Annotated in this window: 16 protein-coding genes; 2 read left to right on the forward strand and 14 right to left on the reverse strand. The window is 60.7% G+C overall.

Annotated elements, in window-relative coordinates; all coding sequences use genetic code 11:
• Positions 1-69: 69 nt before the first annotated feature.
• Genes JQR87_RS17470 through JQR87_RS17490 form a run of 5 tightly spaced genes read right to left on the reverse strand, consistent with a single transcriptional unit; the run spans position 70 to position 4,490 of the window.
• A complete protein-coding gene (locus JQR87_RS17470) occupies positions 70-531 on the reverse strand; it encodes a YaiI/YqxD family protein (protein ID WP_407297651.1) in 462 nt (153 codons plus the stop codon).
• Positions 532-545: 14 nt separating this feature from the next.
• Complete coding sequence (locus tag JQR87_RS17475) at positions 546-1,178, reverse strand: LysE family transporter (RefSeq protein ID WP_407294708.1); 633 nt, start codon at positions 1,176-1,178, stop codon at positions 546-548.
• Between the two features lie 53 nt (positions 1,179-1,231).
• Positions 1,232-1,993, reverse strand: a complete 762-nt coding sequence (locus tag JQR87_RS17480; protein WP_407294706.1) for a TerC family protein — start codon at positions 1,991-1,993, stop codon at positions 1,232-1,234.
• Positions 1,994-1,998: 5 nt separating this feature from the next.
• A complete protein-coding gene (locus JQR87_RS17485; RefSeq protein ID WP_407294704.1) occupies positions 1,999-2,583 on the reverse strand; it encodes a mechanosensitive ion channel domain-containing protein in 585 nt (194 codons plus the stop codon).
• Positions 2,580-4,490, reverse strand: coding sequence for an ATP-binding cassette domain-containing protein (locus JQR87_RS17490; RefSeq protein ID WP_407294702.1), 1,911 nt, complete (start codon positions 4,488-4,490; stop codon positions 2,580-2,582). The genes JQR87_RS17485 and JQR87_RS17490 overlap by 4 nt, the downstream gene beginning before the upstream one ends.
• A gap of 67 nt (positions 4,491-4,557) precedes the next feature.
• Here JQR87_RS17490 and JQR87_RS17495 point away from each other — a divergent pair, with 67 nt between their 5' ends.
• On the forward strand, positions 4,558-5,037 hold the full coding sequence (locus JQR87_RS17495; protein WP_407294700.1) for a TIGR02444 family protein: 480 nt from the start codon (positions 4,558-4,560) through the stop codon (positions 5,035-5,037).
• On the opposite strand, the gene JQR87_RS17500 is transcribed toward JQR87_RS17495, so the two are convergent.
• The 9 genes from JQR87_RS17500 to JQR87_RS17540 form a co-directional block, all read right to left on the reverse strand.
• The gene (locus JQR87_RS17500; RefSeq protein ID WP_407294698.1) at positions 5,010-5,765 is read right to left on the reverse strand and encodes an AlgP family protein; all 756 of its coding nucleotides are present in this window, start codon (positions 5,763-5,765) and stop codon (positions 5,010-5,012) included. The genes JQR87_RS17495 and JQR87_RS17500 overlap by 28 nt on opposite strands.
• A gap of 115 nt (positions 5,766-5,880) precedes the next feature.
• Complete coding sequence (rsd, locus tag JQR87_RS17505; RefSeq protein ID WP_407294696.1) at positions 5,881-6,345, reverse strand: sigma D regulator; 465 nt, start codon at positions 6,343-6,345, stop codon at positions 5,881-5,883.
• A 251-nt stretch (positions 6,346-6,596) separates the two neighbouring features.
• Complete coding sequence (locus tag JQR87_RS17510; RefSeq protein ID WP_407294695.1) at positions 6,597-7,088, reverse strand: disulfide bond formation protein B; 492 nt, start codon at positions 7,086-7,088, stop codon at positions 6,597-6,599.
• A gap of 112 nt (positions 7,089-7,200) precedes the next feature.
• Positions 7,201-8,442 (reverse strand): heme biosynthesis HemY N-terminal domain-containing protein, encoded by a 1,242-nt coding sequence (locus JQR87_RS17515; RefSeq protein ID WP_407294693.1) that lies wholly within the window; start codon positions 8,440-8,442, stop codon positions 7,201-7,203.
• Entirely contained in the window at positions 8,439-9,683 is a 1,245-nt protein-coding gene (locus JQR87_RS17520) for a uroporphyrinogen-III C-methyltransferase (RefSeq protein ID WP_407294691.1), read from the reverse strand. The genes JQR87_RS17515 and JQR87_RS17520 overlap by 4 nt, the downstream gene beginning before the upstream one ends.
• Before the next feature lie 16 nt (positions 9,684-9,699).
• Entirely contained in the window at positions 9,700-10,470 is a 771-nt protein-coding gene (locus JQR87_RS17525; RefSeq protein ID WP_407294690.1) for a uroporphyrinogen-III synthase, read from the reverse strand.
• Positions 10,467-11,405, reverse strand: a complete 939-nt coding sequence (gene hemC, locus JQR87_RS17530) for a hydroxymethylbilane synthase (protein ID WP_407294688.1) — start codon at positions 11,403-11,405, stop codon at positions 10,467-10,469. Before hemC ends, JQR87_RS17525 begins: the two co-directional genes overlap by 4 nt.
• A gap of 138 nt (positions 11,406-11,543) precedes the next feature.
• Positions 11,544-12,290 carry a LytR/AlgR family response regulator transcription factor gene (locus JQR87_RS17535; RefSeq protein ID WP_045430882.1) on the reverse strand — a complete coding sequence of 249 codons (747 nt, stop codon included), beginning with the start codon at positions 12,288-12,290 and terminating at the stop codon, positions 11,544-11,546.
• The gene (locus JQR87_RS17540; RefSeq protein ID WP_407294686.1) at positions 12,287-13,369 is read right to left on the reverse strand and encodes a sensor histidine kinase; all 1,083 of its coding nucleotides are present in this window, start codon (positions 13,367-13,369) and stop codon (positions 12,287-12,289) included. The genes JQR87_RS17535 and JQR87_RS17540 overlap by 4 nt, the downstream gene beginning before the upstream one ends.
• A 272-nt stretch (positions 13,370-13,641) precedes the next feature.
• Between JQR87_RS17540 and JQR87_RS17545 the strand changes: the two genes are divergently transcribed.
• A complete protein-coding gene (locus JQR87_RS17545) occupies positions 13,642-15,573 on the forward strand; it encodes a methyl-accepting chemotaxis protein (protein ID WP_407294685.1) in 1,932 nt (643 codons plus the stop codon).
• Positions 15,574-15,658: the final 85 nt, after the last annotated feature.

A 15,658-nucleotide genomic window follows, 5' to 3' on the forward strand; every position in this document is an offset into this window, starting at 1 on the left:
TCAGATTAACGATGAAGAACGCGAGCAAAGCCGCAAGTGGATGAACGGCTCGACAGCATTCGTCGCTGATTAGCGGCTTCTCGCCAGCGCCATGCGGGTGATCAGGCGATCCAAAGCGTTAGCAAACGCTTGGCGATCCCGCTCGCTGTAAGCGGCCTGGCCACCGCCGGCCTGGCCCTGCTCGCGCAGATCTGTAAACAGGTTACGCACCGCCAGACGATCACCCATGTTGCGCTCGTCGAACTCGCGGCCGCGGGGGTCAAGGGCCGCGACCCCCTTCTTCACCAGCCGATCCGCCAACGGCACATCGCTACAGATCACCAACTCACCAGGCTGAGCGTGCTCAACCAGATAATCGTCCGCTGCATCCGGCCCACTCGGCACGACGATCAATCGAACGCAGGCAAACGCTGGCTTCATCTGGCTTTGTCCGGCCACCAGGACCACTTCGAGTTTTCGTTTGAGGGCAAACTTTACCAGCTGATCCTTGGCTGCCTTGGGACAGGCATCAGCATCGACCCAGACACGCAAGGTTTCGCCGGGGCTCACACAGCGGCCCGCCGTACAGTTGCGAGCAAGCCGGCCGCCCCTGCGAACATGACTGCAAAGCTACGGTTGACCGCACGCTGCTGGCGCGGCGTACGCAGCAACCTCAGAACCTTTGCTGCCAAGCCGGTGTAACCCGCCATCACGATCAGATCGACCACTACCATAGTGCTGCCCATGTGCATGTACTGCAGCACCAGATCGCGCTGCGGGTCGAGAAACTGCGGGAGCACGGCGAGGATGAACACGATCGCCTTGGGGTTGCTTGCGTTGACCAAAAAACCGCGCAGCACAAGCGTCAGGGGCCGCCCGACGGGCCGTGGCGCTGCGCTGTCGTCGAGCTGCTCCGGCACTGCATGCCATTGTTTAAGCGCCAGCCATAGCAGATAGGCGACACCGAACCACTTGATCAGGCTGAACGCCAACGAAGAGGTTGCCAGAACAGCACCGACGCCAGCCGCCACCACGGCAATTTGCAGCGCCAATGCCAGCTGCAGGCCAATCGCATTCCAATACCCGCGCCAAAATCCGTACTGCAAGCCGCAAGACATGGACGCGATAGCCCCGGCCCCCGGCGACAAGCTGATTACCCAACAGGCAACCAGGAAAGCAAGCCAGGTATCGAGCGTCATGGTGGATCCTCTCAAGATCTGGCCGCACGGAGAGGGTGCGGCCTATGAAGCAACTAGTTCGGCATATCCTTGCCGAGCTTGACTGGTTCTTTCAGCTTTCGATTCATGCTCTTGCGCATGCGGATATTGAGTGCCTCTACCCCTAGCGAGAATGCCATCGCGAAGTACACATAGCCTTTTGGCACGTGAGCACCGAAAGCTTCGGCCACCAGCAGGGTGCCGACCACAATCAGGAAAGACAGCGCCAGAATCTTGAGCGTGGGATGCTTCTCGATGAAGTTGCTGATGGTTCCGGCAGCTAGCATCATCACGCCAACAGCGATGACGATCGCGGCAATCATCACCTGAACGTTGTCGACCAAGCCGACAGCCGTGATCACCGAGTCCAGCGAGAAGACGATATCAATCACTGCGATTTGCAGAATGATGCCGACGAACCCGGCCTTTACGGCGCCGCCCGCACCGCTGCTGTCTTCCTCCTCACCTTCAACGCTGTGCCAGATCTCCATGGTGCTCTTGAACAGAAGGAACAACCCCCCGAAGAACAAAATAAGATCGCGACCGGACACCCCATGTTCGAACACTGTAAACAGGTCGGCGGTGAGACGCATCACCCATGCAATCGACAACAGCAGCAAAATCCGCGTGCCCATCGCCAAAGCCAAGCCGAAGAAACGCGCTCTTGGCTGCTGCTCTTTCGGCAGACGACCGACCAGGATCGAGATGAAGATGATGTTGTCGATGCCAAGGACGATCTCCAACGCCGTCAGCGTCAGAAATGCGACCCAGATTTCCGGGTTACTTAGCCATTCCATGAATGTTACTCGTGATGGGTGCGGTTGATGTGGGGTCGGATATCGGTTCCGCGCCAACGGCGCAGGACCTTTTGGAAGAAGAAGCTGTTGGGCACATGGACGACTACCGACGCTCCATCCTCAGCGGTTTCTTCGAGGATGGTATAGAGCAGGTTGATATCAGTGACTCGCCCTTTGACGATGGGCTTGTCAAAGCTTTCGACCAACTCCACCACATCACCGAGCCGAAACGGCCCGACCGTCATAATCAGCGCCGCGCATAGCAGGTTGGACAGCACGCTCCACATGGCGAAAAAGGCCACCGCGGCAACGGCTACGAATCCAGAAAAGGCCGTCCAGAGCACCGTGGCCGATACGCCAAACCGCTCCAACACCATAATCAGCGCGCCACCGATGATCAGCCAACGGATTCCTGCGCGCAGCGGCAAGAGCAGCTCGGAAGGCAGCGGATAACGACTGCCGAGTCGCGACAGCCCACGAACGACAAGGCGCTGCAGCACAAAGGCGACCAGCAGAATCAGCAACACCTGAAGGGCCAGCAGCAACTGGTCCTGCCACTGGTGCGAGAGATCTAGGATACGCTCGTTCATGCGCTCGCCTCCAATTTACTTTGCAACGATTCGAGCGCTTCGAGCGCCTCCAGCCAGGCTTCCTCCAGCTCGGCTTCGCGCCCCTTTAGTTCAGCCTGCCTGGCCAGTAGGTTGCGCAATTCGTCCTTGCGCGACGCGTCATAGAGTGCGCTGTCAGCAAGACTTTGCTCAATCGTGCCGAGCTGCTCTTGCACACCGGCCAGATCCTTTTCGAGTTTGTCGGATTGCCGCTTGAGCGGTGCCAGCTGCTGTCGTAACGCGGCGGCAGCCTGGCGCAGCGCACGCTTGTCCGTCTTATCCCCGGCCGGCTCGGTTACCGAAGTCGGCTGTTGGCGGGCCCGAAAATCAACCAGCCAGCGCGCGTAATCTTCGAGGTCGCCATCAAAGGCAACAACACTCCCTTCGGCTACCAACAGAAACTCGTCAGTGGTGCTCTTGAGCAGATGTCGGTCGTGGGAGACCACCAGTACCGCTCCTTCGAAATCTTGAAGCGCCAGCGTAAGGGCCAGGCGCATCTCAAGATCCAAATGGTTGGTCGGCTCATCGAGCAGCAGCAGATTGGGTTTACCCCAGGCAATCAGTGCCAGGGCCAAGCGAGCCTTTTCGCCGCCGGAGAAGTTCAGCACCGGCTCGTCGCAGCGATTGCCGCGAAAATCGAAGCCGCCCAGAAAGTCCCGCAGCACTTGCTCGCGCTCGCCTGGCGCAATCCGCTGCAGGTGTAGCAACGGGCTGGCCTTGGCGTCCAGCGCATCGAGTTGATGCTGAGCGAAATAGCCGATAACCAGGTTCTCGCCACGCTGCAGGCGACCACCTAGGGGCTGCAGCTCGTTGGCCAGCGTCTTGATAAGCGTCGACTTGCCCGCACCATTGGGTCCGAGCAGGCCAATCCGTGAACCGGGCACCAGCTGAAGCTTGACCTTGCTCAAGACGGTCTTTTCGCCGTAGCCCAGACGCCCCTCGCTCATGTCTAGCAACGGGCTGGACACCTTGTCGGCTTCTCGAAATACGAAATCGAATGGAGAGTCGATGTGCGCAGGCGCCAGCTCTTCAAGCTTTTCCAGCGCCTTGATTCGGCTTTGAGCCTGGCGAGCTTTACTTGCCTTGGCTTTGAAGCGGCGGATGAAATCCTCCATGTGCTCGCGCTGCGCCTGCTGCTTTTCAAAGGCTTGCTGCTGTTGAGCCAGACGCTCGGCACGCGCCCGTTCGAACGCAGAGTAACCACCTCGGTATAGCGTCAGCTTGCGCTGCTCAACATGCACAACGTTGCTCACGACTTCGTCGAGGAAATCCCGGTCATGGGAAATCAGCATCAAGGTGCCGGGATAACTCTTGAGCCATGCCTCCAGCCAGAGGATTGCGTCCAGATCAAGGTGGTTAGTGGGTTCGTCGAGCAGCAGCAAATCCGACGGGCACATCAGCGCTTGCGCGAGGTTCAGGCGCATCCGCCAGCCACCCGAAAAGCTGCTAACCGGCCGATCCATTTGCTCATTGGCGAAACCCAGGCCTGCCAATAGCTTGCGTGCCCGCGCGTCAGCGGTATAACCGTCGGCGTTGTCGAGCTCAGTATGCAAGCGAGCCAGCGCACCACCATCATGGGCGGTTTCAGCCTCTATCAGCGCGCGCTGAATGCGGCGCAGCTCGGTATCGCCGTCCAGCACGTAATCGATCGCCAACCGATCGAGCGTGTCGACCTCCTGGCGCATGTGTGCGATGCGCCAGTCTGGCGGGATCTGGCAATCGCCGCCGTCGGCGGTAAATTCGCCACGCAAAAGGGCGAACAGGCTGGATTTACCAGCACCGTTGGCACCGACCAAGCCGACCTTCTGGCCGGGGTGCAGGGTCAACTCGGCGCCGTCGAGCAAACGCTGCGGGCCGCGCTGTAGAGTGAGGTTCTGAAGTCGGATCATAATGGCGGCGGAGTTTATCAGGTCGCCTGGAAATCCATCCGGCCGCACACGAAAAAAACCATCACATATGAAAAGAGACGATCTTTGGAATTTCGCCCTCGCTTGCTATGCAGAGCCCCGCGTAGAAAAGGCGTGCCTTGATCTACAGGCCTTAGGAATGGATGTCTGCCTACTGCTTGCCTGCGCTTGGTTGGAAGCGAGAGGCGTGCCCCATAATGCACAGAGACTGGAAGAGCTCAGACGGTTCAGCATCGATTGGCAGGCGACGGTGGTAGCGCCCCTGCGAAACCTACGCCAGGCGTGGCGCGAGCAGGCTGTCATGGACACTGAGCTCGCCGACTTGCGCAAGCGCGTCAAAACGTTGGAACTGGACGCCGAACGGATTCAGCTCGAACGCCTTCAACAGGCAACGCAGCGCTGGCCGGCAATGAAAGGATCAAACGACTGGCTGGATCAACTGGGCATGGGCGTCGATGCAGACGCCTATGCCTTACTGGACGTACTGCGCCGCGCAGCCTCTCAGCTGGACGCGGGCGGGGCGGATTGATCCGCGCCACCGGTCTTGGTTGAGGCAGGCTTGCGTGTGGCGGCTGGCTTGCGCGTGGCAGCGGGCTTGGCCGTGCTAGATGGCTTAGCTGCTGCCGGTTTCGGCTTTGCGCGACTACGTGCAGGCCGAGCGGGACGTTTCTCGGTGCCATTGTTTTCGGCAGCTGGGCTGGAGGCGTTAGCCGGCGTGGGCTTGCCAGCTTTGGAGGCCGCTGGTTTGCTCGCCGCCGGGCTCGAGCTGCTGGATGAGCGCTTCGCCGCAGCTGGCTTGGTTGTGGCGGGCTGAGTCTTGCGTTGCGCGGATGCCGAACGTGACGGCGCAGCCTTGCTGCGTGCCTCCAGCGCCTGCGCCGCAGCCTTCTCGACCTGCGTAACACCCTGCGCCAGGTTCAAACTTTGCTCTGCATCACGCTTGAGGTCGGCCAGGTAACTCAAGGTTTCGCTCTGCCGTGATTGCAGCAGGGAGAGCATGTCATCCAGCTCGGCCAGTTTGGAGCGAGCCCTGGTCTGCGCCTTCGACTTGCCAGCATTGCCTGCCTCGTCGAGCTTGGCGCGCGCTTTGATCAATTTCTCTTGCGTCTTGCCGCGCTGCTTTTCGAGCTTGGCCAAAAGAATTTCTGCGTCCTTCTGGGCATCGGTGCAAGCTTTATCCAGATGCACCACCAAACTCTTCGACAACTGCTGAAGCAAGTGCAGCGGGGTCGCCACCGCGTTTTTCTTTGCTGGCATGAAAGCGCCTCCTGGCGGGATTGGTGCGGCCATACTAGACGGACCGCAGTCATCCGCCAACTGCTCAGCGAAGCGCGCTACGAGCAATCCTTCGCTCGCGTCTGGCCGACATCCGTCAGGCGGTGGCAGCGAGCTCTTTGTGTGCGGTGTGCAGCACTTCGATCAGGCAATCTTCTAGCTCGAAGCGCTCATGCAGCAACTGGCCCAAATGCTTCAGCTCTTCAGCAAGGCCGGGATTGTCAAGGCACTCACCGTTGTCGCACCGATCATTGAACGCAACCGCAACCTGGGTAATAGCCTCAATACGAGGATAAATCTGACGCGCCAGATCCAGACCGCGCTTGTCACCGAACGCTTCAGCTTCGTTGAGCAGTTGTTCGTAGATCTCAAAATGCCCAGCCGACACATAGTCCAGCAGGATTTCGCAGAATTTTTGCAAGGCCGGGCGGGTGGCCGCTTCGGCACCCCCATGCAGCCCATCGTATGCGTTGATCAGCGCGTGGCGCTCCTGCAGCCAGCGATCAATCAACAGGTGTACACCTCCCCAGCGTTCCTGGGCGTTCCGACAGCTCTCGAGCATGATGACCTCACTTCCCTAATCGATGTTGCTTGTTACGCCTTCCGAGACGGTTTTCTGTCTTGGGATATCGGCCTTGGGTGAGTGACAGCGAAATTGGCAGAAAACCGACGCCGCCTGGGCAGACTAAGCTGCACAGAACGAAGCATCAAGCAGCAGGAACAATTTCCCCTGCATATCTCGGACAACACCGCTTCGCCTTGCTCATTGACCGCCAAGTGCAACGATCATTCGCGCGTTTGGACAAAAAGCTCTCAATCGCGGCGCAGCAGCTGCCAGATACCGAAGACGGTCATGGCAATGAAGGCAAGCAAAGTCCACTCAGGAATGCTCATGCCGAGCAGCGTCCAGCTGACCTCAGCGCACTCGGCCGTACCATGAAGCACCAGCTTGGCAATCTCCTGAAACGGCAACGCATCCATCATGTACTCGAGACTGGGCAGGCAACTCGGCAGCTCATCGGCCGGGATACTTTGCAGCCAGATCTGACGTATCGCCGTAGCGCCGCCGGCGAGGGCGAACAACAGCGCTAGCACCGAATAGACGCGACGCCCGGTCTTGCGCGGCCCATGAACCGCAGCGAACAGGCAGACCAGACCGAAACCGATGACGCAGATGCGCTGCACAATGCACAGAGGGCACGGCGCGAGCCCTACTACGTGCTCAAGGTACAGCGCAGCGATCATCATCAGCACACAGCCGATGAAAGCCAGAAGAAACAGCGAACGAGGGCTGGCCAGGTTCATGGCAACTCCGCAGGGTGGAAAAGCACGCTACGGTAGTGCCGACCGACCCTGGCTGCAAGCGCTACGCATGATGCAGCGCAGAGCCGCGGGACGGCCATCACGAGCGGGCCGACTATTGGCTGTTGGTGGCCACTTGCGTCGGGGGCAGTTGAGGGCTTTCCAGCAGGCCCAGTCCTTCTTGAAACAGGCGGTTACTGCGCTCGTTATCGCCAAGCTGGGCCAGCAGACGCGCTAGCTCGGCGCAGGTCTCTGGCCGGTGCTCGAACCTCAGGCTTGCCTCAAGATAGTCACGCGCTTTGCCCCACAGCGCGTTGCGCATGCTCAGCCGACCCAGCGCGAGCAGCAGCTCGGCATTCTCCGGATGAGCCTTGAGCCAGCCTTCAGCATTCGCCAGCTGGCGAGAGGGCTCCTTACCGAGGACACGACCGTAGCGCTCGACCAAGCGGGTGTCGAACTGACGCTTGATCGCTGCATAGAGCACCTCTTCAGCCTTCGCATCTGCACCCAACCGGGATAAACCATCTGCGTAGGCTCGCACCAGCAGCGATTCACTGCGCAGGCCTGACGGGACGGTTTGCCACTTCTGGTTTAGCGCCTGCAACGACTCCTCGCTGTAGGCCGCCGGGGGTTGACCGGCTTGCTCAAGCAATGCAGTCCAAGCGAGCAGCTCGAGCTCACTCAGGCGAGCCGGCGGCAAAACGCGCTGTTTGCGCAGCTCGGGTAGCAAACGGCACAAAGCCGACCAGTCCTCGAGCTGAACATAGAGTTGCTGCAACAAGGTCAACACATAGGGATGACGGGGGTGTTCGCCGTGCAGCGCATTGAGGGTTTCCCGAGCCTCGCCATATTGTCCCCTCGCGATCTGCAACTGCGCGTGGGTCAGGCCAATGGCGAGGCCTGATCCGGGCTCGCGCTCCCTTGCCTTGCGGAGCAGCTCATCGCTTTGCTCGTGCTCGCCCAGCTCATTGGCAGCACGCGCGGCACCCAGGTAATGCACCAGCGGGTGATGGTCGTGCTCGGCAGCAGAGCGCAGATGACCCAATGCAGGGCTCCACTGCCCCTCGGCCAGCTCACGCAAACCGCTGCGTGAAGCCTTGCTGACACGCCGCTCCCGGTGACGACGCGACCATGGGTTAACCAGTGCGCCGGACGTGTGCAGCAGGCCGAGCACCCAGTGCACCACCATCGCGAGCAACCAGAGACACGCAATCAGCCCTACGAAGATCCAAAAACTTGACTCGTAGCGAAAGCGGTCATAGCTGATCAGAACATAGCCTGAGTCCTGGGCGATGGCCCAGCCAAGGAACCCGACGATCGCAATCAACAGAATCAGGACGAAGGCAAACCGCTTCATGCGCGCTGCCCCTCTTCGGCCGACTGCTCGTCTGTTGCCGGCTGGTCAGGTACCGGGCTCGCCTCGTCAGTGGGCTGTTCTGTACGGCTCTCAGCAGGTGACTGCGAACGTTCAGACGACTCACGATCCTGTACGTAGCTCTGTAGCGCTCGGAGCGCAGGCGAGAGGTCTGGCAGGCTGACCGCCACCTGGCGTTTCTTCAGTTCCTCGATGCGATCCCGAAGGCCGCGGCTCTGACCGTTTTCTTCGCTGAAGTGATCCTCGATGAGCTGCGCCGCCTGATCCAGCGACTGCTGATAGACCTTTTCGTTGCCATTGAGCACAGCCCACTGCGCCTGCTCGATAGCCAATGACAGCGCCAAACGAACCTGCGCCAGGCTTTGCCCTGCAAGCAATGGTTTGACGCTATTGCCAGCATCGAAATCGATCCGGACATACCGTGTCAGCTCGTTCAACCAACGCTGCCAGCGGCTATCAGCTTGTCCACCGTCTGTGCCCTGACCTGCCTCGAATTCAGGCGCCAAGCCGTTGAGCTGATTGGCCTGTCCACGCAACGCGCCAAGCTGGAGAAACAAGCCGGTACGGTCCAGCTCCGGCAGACTGCGCAGCGCCTCAAGCCCTTCGAGCAACTTTTGCCGTGCTGCATAGGCGCCTGGATCGTCTTGTTTACGCAAGATAAGATCCGCTTCGGCGAGCAGCGACTCAGCGCTGTTCACGTCCTGCATGGCCGACAGACGCAGCATCGCCATGCGCATCAGGTGCTCGGCTTCGGCGAGCCGCCATTGCTCGCGGCTGGCTCCGAGGACCTGCTCAACGCGCCCCGCTAGCCGCTGCTGATCGCTCTGCAGTTCGGAAAGCAGGCGACGACGCTCCTCCAGTTGCTCGGCCGACGGCAATTGCTCGAGCTTGCCGAGACGGCTGGCCAGCTGCTGGCTGCGCTCACCCAGCTGACGGGTCTGCTCGCTCGTAGCCTGCGCCGACTGCTGCTGTTGCTGCTCCTGATCGGCCAGCTGCTGGGTCTGCCAGACGCTGTAGCCGCCCGCCGCAAGACCTGCAAGGCCCACCACCAGCGCAATAGCCGCCATGCCTTTTCCAGCGCTGCCCGCCTTTGAGGTATTGCTTGCCGGTCCCTTTGGAGCGGCGCCCGCGGCGCCCTTCGGCGGAAATTCCTTGGCAGGAGTCGCAGGATCATTATTGCTTTTAGGTTGCTGCGCTGGCTTATCGGAATCTACTTCGCTCACGTTTCCATCCTTTGCATCAGGAAGCGGGTTGGGGAAACTCCCGTAACGCCGCTAGCAAAGCCGCAGTACCGGCACCGCGGCAGTCCACAATTCTGTTAGCACCCAACTGAGCGGCCATCTCGGCCACGCGTGGGCTTGGTACGAACAAGGGTAGCTCAAGCAGCTCGACCCAATCGGCGCCGGCCAGGCTGCGTAGCGACAGCAAACCCTGTCCACTGCTGACCATCACCGCGTTCAGCCGTTCCGAGCGAATGGTTTTGAGCAGCGTGCCTGGCGGGTAATCCGGCAAGTGACGCCGATACAGCTCGAGGCTGTCTACCTGCACGCCACGAGCGCGTAGCGTGTCGGCCATAAACGCGCGTCCGCCTTCGCCTCGAAGGATCAGAACCTTTGGATGGGGCACGCTTATTGCCTTAGCCAATCGAGGCAAAGCAAGCAGGGCTTCGCTGTCGTCACCACAGACCGGCCAGCTCACGTCCAGACCGTAATCGGCAAGTATCGCGCCAGTCGCCGCACCAACGCTGAACCAGGCTTGCCCGCCCGGCGCCTGCGGCCAGTAGCGGCGAAGCAGCTCCAGGCCCAACCTCGCGGCCGGCTTGCTGACGACTACCACCGCAGCGTAACGGTCCAGCCCAAGCATGGTCGTGCGCTGCTGAGGCGTCTCAGCAAGGGCTTCGATCGCGAGCAGTGGCAGGCTTGCGCTGTGGATGCACCGATCTGAAAGCGTGGCGGCTAGCGATTCGCATTCCTCTGCCGGTCGCGTCAGCAATAGCCGCCAGCCGTTCACGCCTTACCGGTCTCGCCATAAATATCTTGCAGAATCTGACCCGCGCCCTGCTCAAGCAGCTCTTGTGCAATGCGAATGCCCAGCGACTCGGCCTCTTCAGCAGGTGCTCTGCCTTCGGCGCGCAGCAACAGGGTGCCATCCGGCTGGCCGACCAAACCACGTAACCACAGCTGGTCATTTTCAAGTACTGCGTAACAGGCGATGGGCACTTGGCAGCCGCCGTTCAAATGGCGATTCAGCGCTCGCTCGGCGGTGACGCGGGTCGCGGTGTGGGGATCGTTCATGCATTGAAGCAGCTGATGCAGCTCGGTGTCGCCGGTCCTACACTCGATGCCGACCGCGCCCTGCCCGCCTGCAGGCAAGCTGTCCTCGACGCTGATGCTGGCGCGGATGCGGTCGCCAAACCCAAGGCGGATCAAGCCGGCTGCCGCCAGGATGATCGCGTCGTACTCACCCGCGTCGAGCTTGGACAGACGAGTGTTCACATTGCCCCTGAGAAACTGGATCTTGAGATCAGGGCGACGTGCCAGCAGCTGCGCTTGCCGCCGCAGGCTGGAGGTGCCCACGACCGCGCCTGAGGGCAGCGCATTGAAATTCTCGTAGTGGTTGGAAACGAACGCATCGCGCGGATCTTCCCGCTCGCAGATGCAATACAGGCCAAGCCCCTCGGGGAATTCCATGGGCACGTCCTTCATGGAGTGCACGGCGATGTCTGCATCGTTCTCCATCAGGGCAGTCTCAAGTTCTTTGACGAACAGGCCTTTGCCACCAATTTTTGCCAGCGGCGCATCGAGCAGCTTGTCGCCACGACTAACCATCGGCACCAGACTCACCGTCACATGCGGATGAGCGGTCTCCAGACGCGTCTTGACGTATTCGGCCTGCCACAGGGCCAGGGCACTCTTTCGGGTGGCAATGCGAATTTCGCGGGACATGAACAATTCCAGGCAGATGAACTACCGGCGATGATAACAGGCCAGGAGGAGCGATCGGTTTGGCAGGGATCAAGCAAAGCCGCCCGGAAAGACGGTTGAACTGGAGCGGGGCGCCTGTCCATAGCGCCTGAAACCAGATCAGAGGTTCTGCATCAGCTTGCGCACACCCGCCACATGACGGCGGCTAACGGTAAGCGGCTCGCCTTCGAGGCCTTTGAGGAACAGCTGAAAATGGCCGAGAGGCGTACGTTGCAGACGCTCGATACGGTCGCGATAGACCAGCGCATTGCGATGGATACGGACGAAACGCTCGCCGAACTCGTCCTCGAGCGCCTTCAACGGCTCATCCAGCAGGACTTCACCGCCCTCGTGACGCAGGGTTACGTATTTGTGATCGGCGATGAAGTAGATCACCTGGGGCAAAGGGATCAGCTCGATGCCCTTGCGGGTCCGCGCGCTGATATGGCTGCGCGGCCCGGTACCGCTTACCGCTGCGGGACGCGTCAGCGCCGCGAGCTGAACCCGATTGGGCCGCTCGGCTTTTTTCAACGCTTCGGCGAGGTGTTCAGGCCGTACCGGCTTGACCAGGTAACCAACGGCGCTCACTTGGAAAGCATCCAGAGCAAACTCGTCGTGGGCGGTGCAAAAGATCACAGCGGGAGGCGCGTCGCGCTCGCATAGTTTGGCTGCGACCTGGAGGCCATCAAGCCCCGGCATACGGATATCCAGCAACACAACATCGGGACGCAGTTCCTCGATCAGGGACAGCGCCTCTTCGCCATTGGAGGCGGAAGGTTCCAGGACACGATAGCCGTCAAGGTCACCTACCAGTCGGCTGAGGCGCTCGCGGGCTAGAGGTTCGTCATCGACAATCAGCACATTCATACAGTTCTGGCTTCCTGCTTTTGTGTCGCACACGGATAGCGTAGACAGGTGTAGTATCGGGCATTACGCCGCTCCACGCTGAGACTCGCCGCGGGACCGAAAAGTGCCGTTAATCGTGCGTCTATATTGAGCAGCGCTTGCTGAGTCCCTCTAGATGGCAGCTTTGGAGCCGTTTCGTCGAAGGGGTTACTGACCTGCAAATGGAACACGTCATCAGCATAGTACGCCGCCACGCTTATGACCCCGCCTTCGATCCTTGGCTGGATTCCATGAATAAGCGCGTTTTCCAGAAGCGGCTGAAGGGTCAGCTGGGGAATCGGCAGATCATCCGGCACGGCGTCGACCTGCCATTCGACTTTCAGCCGTTCGCCGAGACGATATTGCTCAATGGAGAGATACCGGCGTGACAGTTCCAACTCTTCACGCCAGGGCACCAAGGTACCGGGGCGCGCCAGGCTTGCACGAAACAGATCGGAGAGATCGAGCACCGCTTGCTCGGCCTTGGCCGGATCGGTGACCACAAGACTGGCGATGCTGTTCAGGCTGTTGAACAGGAAATGCGGCCGGATTCGTGCTTGCAATGACTCGATGCGCGCACGCAGCTCAGCCTGTTCCTGCCGCCGCCATTGGCTTTGAAGATAGAAATAGCGCAGCAACAAGCCAGACATGATCAAACTGATCAATGCATGGCGCAGGTACAGATTCACCTCGCCGACGCGGGTCAGCGGGCCACCGAGCTGATAGATATCGGCGACCGCTGTGCACGCCAGCGTCAACCCGACCACCATTGCGCAGCAAGCAAGTCCCGCCAGCCAAACCGGCAGCCGAGCCAGCAGCGGCCGTAGCTGACAGGTCAGACCGGCCGATAGCAGCATCACCCACTGCACGAACAGTGACGCCAGAGCCAGGCGCATCCAGTTGAACCCAGGCTGCATCGGCTCGGCTAGCACCAACACCAATACCAGCAGTTCCGCTAGCAGTACCAGGCCAAGCAGTGCGTCGGGCTGGCACAGCTCAGGCACGAAGAAGTCATCGGTAAGGGCCGCCGGCCGCGTCCGATCGGTTTTTTTTACTCGCATGAATTGACTGTCCGCGCGGTGGGCGTGCAAAACAAGGTGAGCCCGGCAAGGTGGGCGCTGGCCGTTGCGCACTAACAGCCTAGTCTATCGGCTCGGCGCGAGCCAAAGGTGACGAACGGTCGCCAGTTCCACGCTTCGGCAGTCATGCATTCGGCGGTATCGGCCGATAGAAGGGGTTCTATGAACAGCTTGTCATGGCGCATGATGGCGTAGTGCTTGCATCGCTTTGTTCACCTCGCTAACCGTTAGCGCTGCTCTAGGAGTACTGACTCGTGCTGCTGTTATCCTCTCTGCGTAGCCGCTTGCTACGGCCGGTATTCCTGACGCTATGCGGCGCCGTTCTGGTGCAGGTCCTGGTTGCTCTCGCATTGACCCGGAGCACCATCGACGGGCTAGAACAAGACATCGAGCAAAGCCTGAGCGAAGACTCGGGGCGACTACTGCAAGCGCTGCGTTCGGCAGATGCCGAGGTAGGGGCCGGGCTGGCCAAGCTGGCCGAACGGATGACCGGTGCTCTGTCCAGCGGACTGACGCAGCAACTGACCGACGAGCAGAAGCAGCTCAAAGACGTACTTGAACGTCACCTCAAGCAGTCCGGGGATGACCTCGCCACGCTGCTTGCCGGCGTTGCGCCAGCAGCGATCTGGGACAACGACGTACCGGCGCTGACCGAGTTTGTCAGGATGGCTCACCGCAACCCGGCGGTCGTCTTCGTCGCTTATTTCGATGCCAATGGCAACCAGCTCACCCGTCACTTGAATCGCCAGGATCCCCGAGTCAAAGCGCTGTTGAGCAAGGGCACCGGACGTACCGCATTCGACAAAGTGCTGTCTGCGGCCGAGAGCGACCCGACGCTGTATCTCGCCAAGCAATCGATCAACCCCAAAGGCGCCGACATCGGTCAGGTAATCCTCGGCTTCTCAACCTCCGCGGTGAGCACTGAGCTGGAGGCCTTCGACAGTCGCTTCCAGACGTTGGTTGCCAGCGGAGCAAGTCTGGTGGAGGCCGGTCTCGCGTCAACGGCCAGCGACAGCGCGAAGATCATGGCGTCAGGCCTGGCCGCTGCAACGGATGTCGCACGAAGCATCGAGTCCAACAGTCAGAAAGCGGTGGAGCGCTCGGCTTCGGCGCTACTTTGGAAGATCAGCGTCGGCCTCGCGGCGACCGGGACACTGCTCCTGCTGGCCGTCACGCTGGTGCTTGGCCGTCAGGTACTACGCCGGCTGGGCCAGCTCAACACCGCACTACGCGGCCTCTCGACCGGCCACGGCGACCTTACCCAGCGCGTGAAGATTCACAGCGCAGACGAGGTGGGTGAGATGGCTGATGCGGTCAATCTGTTTCTGGCCAAGCTTCAGCCTATCGTCCAGGAGGCACGTGCCATCGCCGTACAAACCGGGACGGAAATCGACACCCTGGGCAACCGTAGTCGCTCCGCTGCCGCGGCTGCCGCGCGCCAGCGTGACGAAGTCGCCGGAAGCCTGCAGGCTCTGGCCGACATGACTCAGCGCGCCCAGGATGAAAGCCGGGCCATGCAGACCGCTCTCGATCAGGTCGCCTCGATTCGCAAGGCCGCGGTGGAAAACGAGGCGATTTCCGAACAGGTGGGCCGTACGATCGAGGCGCTTGGCAGCGGCGTACAGACAAGCGCCTCGGTGATCGAAAAACTGGCAAAGCAGAGCGAACAGATCGAGGTGGTACTGACCGTAATTCAGGGCATCGCCGAGCAAACCAACCTGCTGGCGCTCAATGCTGCAATCGAAGCTGCTCGCGCCGGCGAAAGCGGCCGTGGGTTCGCCGTGGTCGCCGATGAAGTCCGAGCGCTCGCCAGCAAGACTCAGCAGTCTACCGGCGATATCCAGGCGCATATCGAAAGCCTGCAACGCGGCGCTCGTGACGCCGTCTCGGCAATCAGCACGGCTGGCAAGCAAGCCGAAAGCGGCCAGGCCTCCCTGGGAAGCAGTCGCGACCTGCAGCGCGCGTTGCAGACTGCCGTCGAGCAAGTCCATCAGGTCGTGCGTGAGGCTACCAAAGGCGCGGAACGACAAGCCGAGACCGCAACGGCCGTACGCGAGCGGGTCGAGGTCATCCTCACCGAAGCCGAACGATCCGCCGATGCAGTGACTGCAACCGCAGCCAGCGGCAAGGAGCTGGGTGTGCTTGCACAGCGGCTTGAAGCCAGCCTCGGCCAGTTCAAGGCCTGATCAGAACTGCTCGCTGCCTGCATCGCGGAAGCCGTGCGTAACCCTGTTATCATTCGGCCCCTTCCATTTGCCTATCGGATTTGCG

Origin of the sequence: Stutzerimonas stutzeri, assembly GCF_051028275.1 — a bacterium.
In the GTDB taxonomy this organism is placed as follows: Bacteria; Pseudomonadota; Gammaproteobacteria; order Pseudomonadales; family Pseudomonadaceae; genus Stutzerimonas; species Stutzerimonas stutzeri_AS.

What these genes read in the sequence shown, in the direction of transcription:
- JQR87_RS17475 (WP_407294708.1), bottom strand. Translation starts at nt 1,178, where the DNA reads ATGACGCTCGATACCTGGCTTGCTTTCCTGGTTGCCTGTTGGGTAATC.
- JQR87_RS17480 (WP_407294706.1), bottom strand. Translation starts at nt 1,993, where the DNA reads ATGGAATGGCTAAGTAACCCGGAAATCTGGGTCGCATTTCTGACGCTG.
- JQR87_RS17485 (WP_407294704.1), bottom strand. Translation starts at nt 2,583, where the DNA reads ATGAACGAGCGTATCCTAGATCTCTCGCACCAGTGGCAGGACCAGTTG.
- JQR87_RS17490 (WP_407294702.1), bottom strand. Translation starts at nt 4,490, where the DNA reads ATGATCCGACTTCAGAACCTCACTCTACAGCGCGGCCCGCAGCGTTTG.
- JQR87_RS17495 (WP_407294700.1), top strand. Translation starts at nt 4,558, where the DNA reads ATGAAAAGAGACGATCTTTGGAATTTCGCCCTCGCTTGCTATGCAGAG.
- JQR87_RS17500 (WP_407294698.1), bottom strand. Translation starts at nt 5,765, where the DNA reads ATGCCAGCAAAGAAAAACGCGGTGGCGACCCCGCTGCACTTGCTTCAG.
- rsd (WP_407294696.1), bottom strand. Translation starts at nt 6,345, where the DNA reads ATGCTCGAGAGCTGTCGGAACGCCCAGGAACGCTGGGGAGGTGTACAC.
- JQR87_RS17510 (WP_407294695.1), bottom strand. Translation starts at nt 7,088, where the DNA reads ATGAACCTGGCCAGCCCTCGTTCGCTGTTTCTTCTGGCTTTCATCGGC.
- JQR87_RS17515 (WP_407294693.1), bottom strand. Translation starts at nt 8,442, where the DNA reads ATGAAGCGGTTTGCCTTCGTCCTGATTCTGTTGATTGCGATCGTCGGG.
- hemC (WP_407294688.1), bottom strand. Translation starts at nt 11,405, where the DNA reads ATGTCCCGCGAAATTCGCATTGCCACCCGAAAGAGTGCCCTGGCCCTG.
- JQR87_RS17535 (WP_045430882.1), bottom strand. Translation starts at nt 12,290, where the DNA reads ATGAATGTGCTGATTGTCGATGACGAACCTCTAGCCCGCGAGCGCCTC.
- JQR87_RS17540 (WP_407294686.1), bottom strand. Translation starts at nt 13,369, where the DNA reads ATGCGAGTAAAAAAAACCGATCGGACGCGGCCGGCGGCCCTTACCGAT.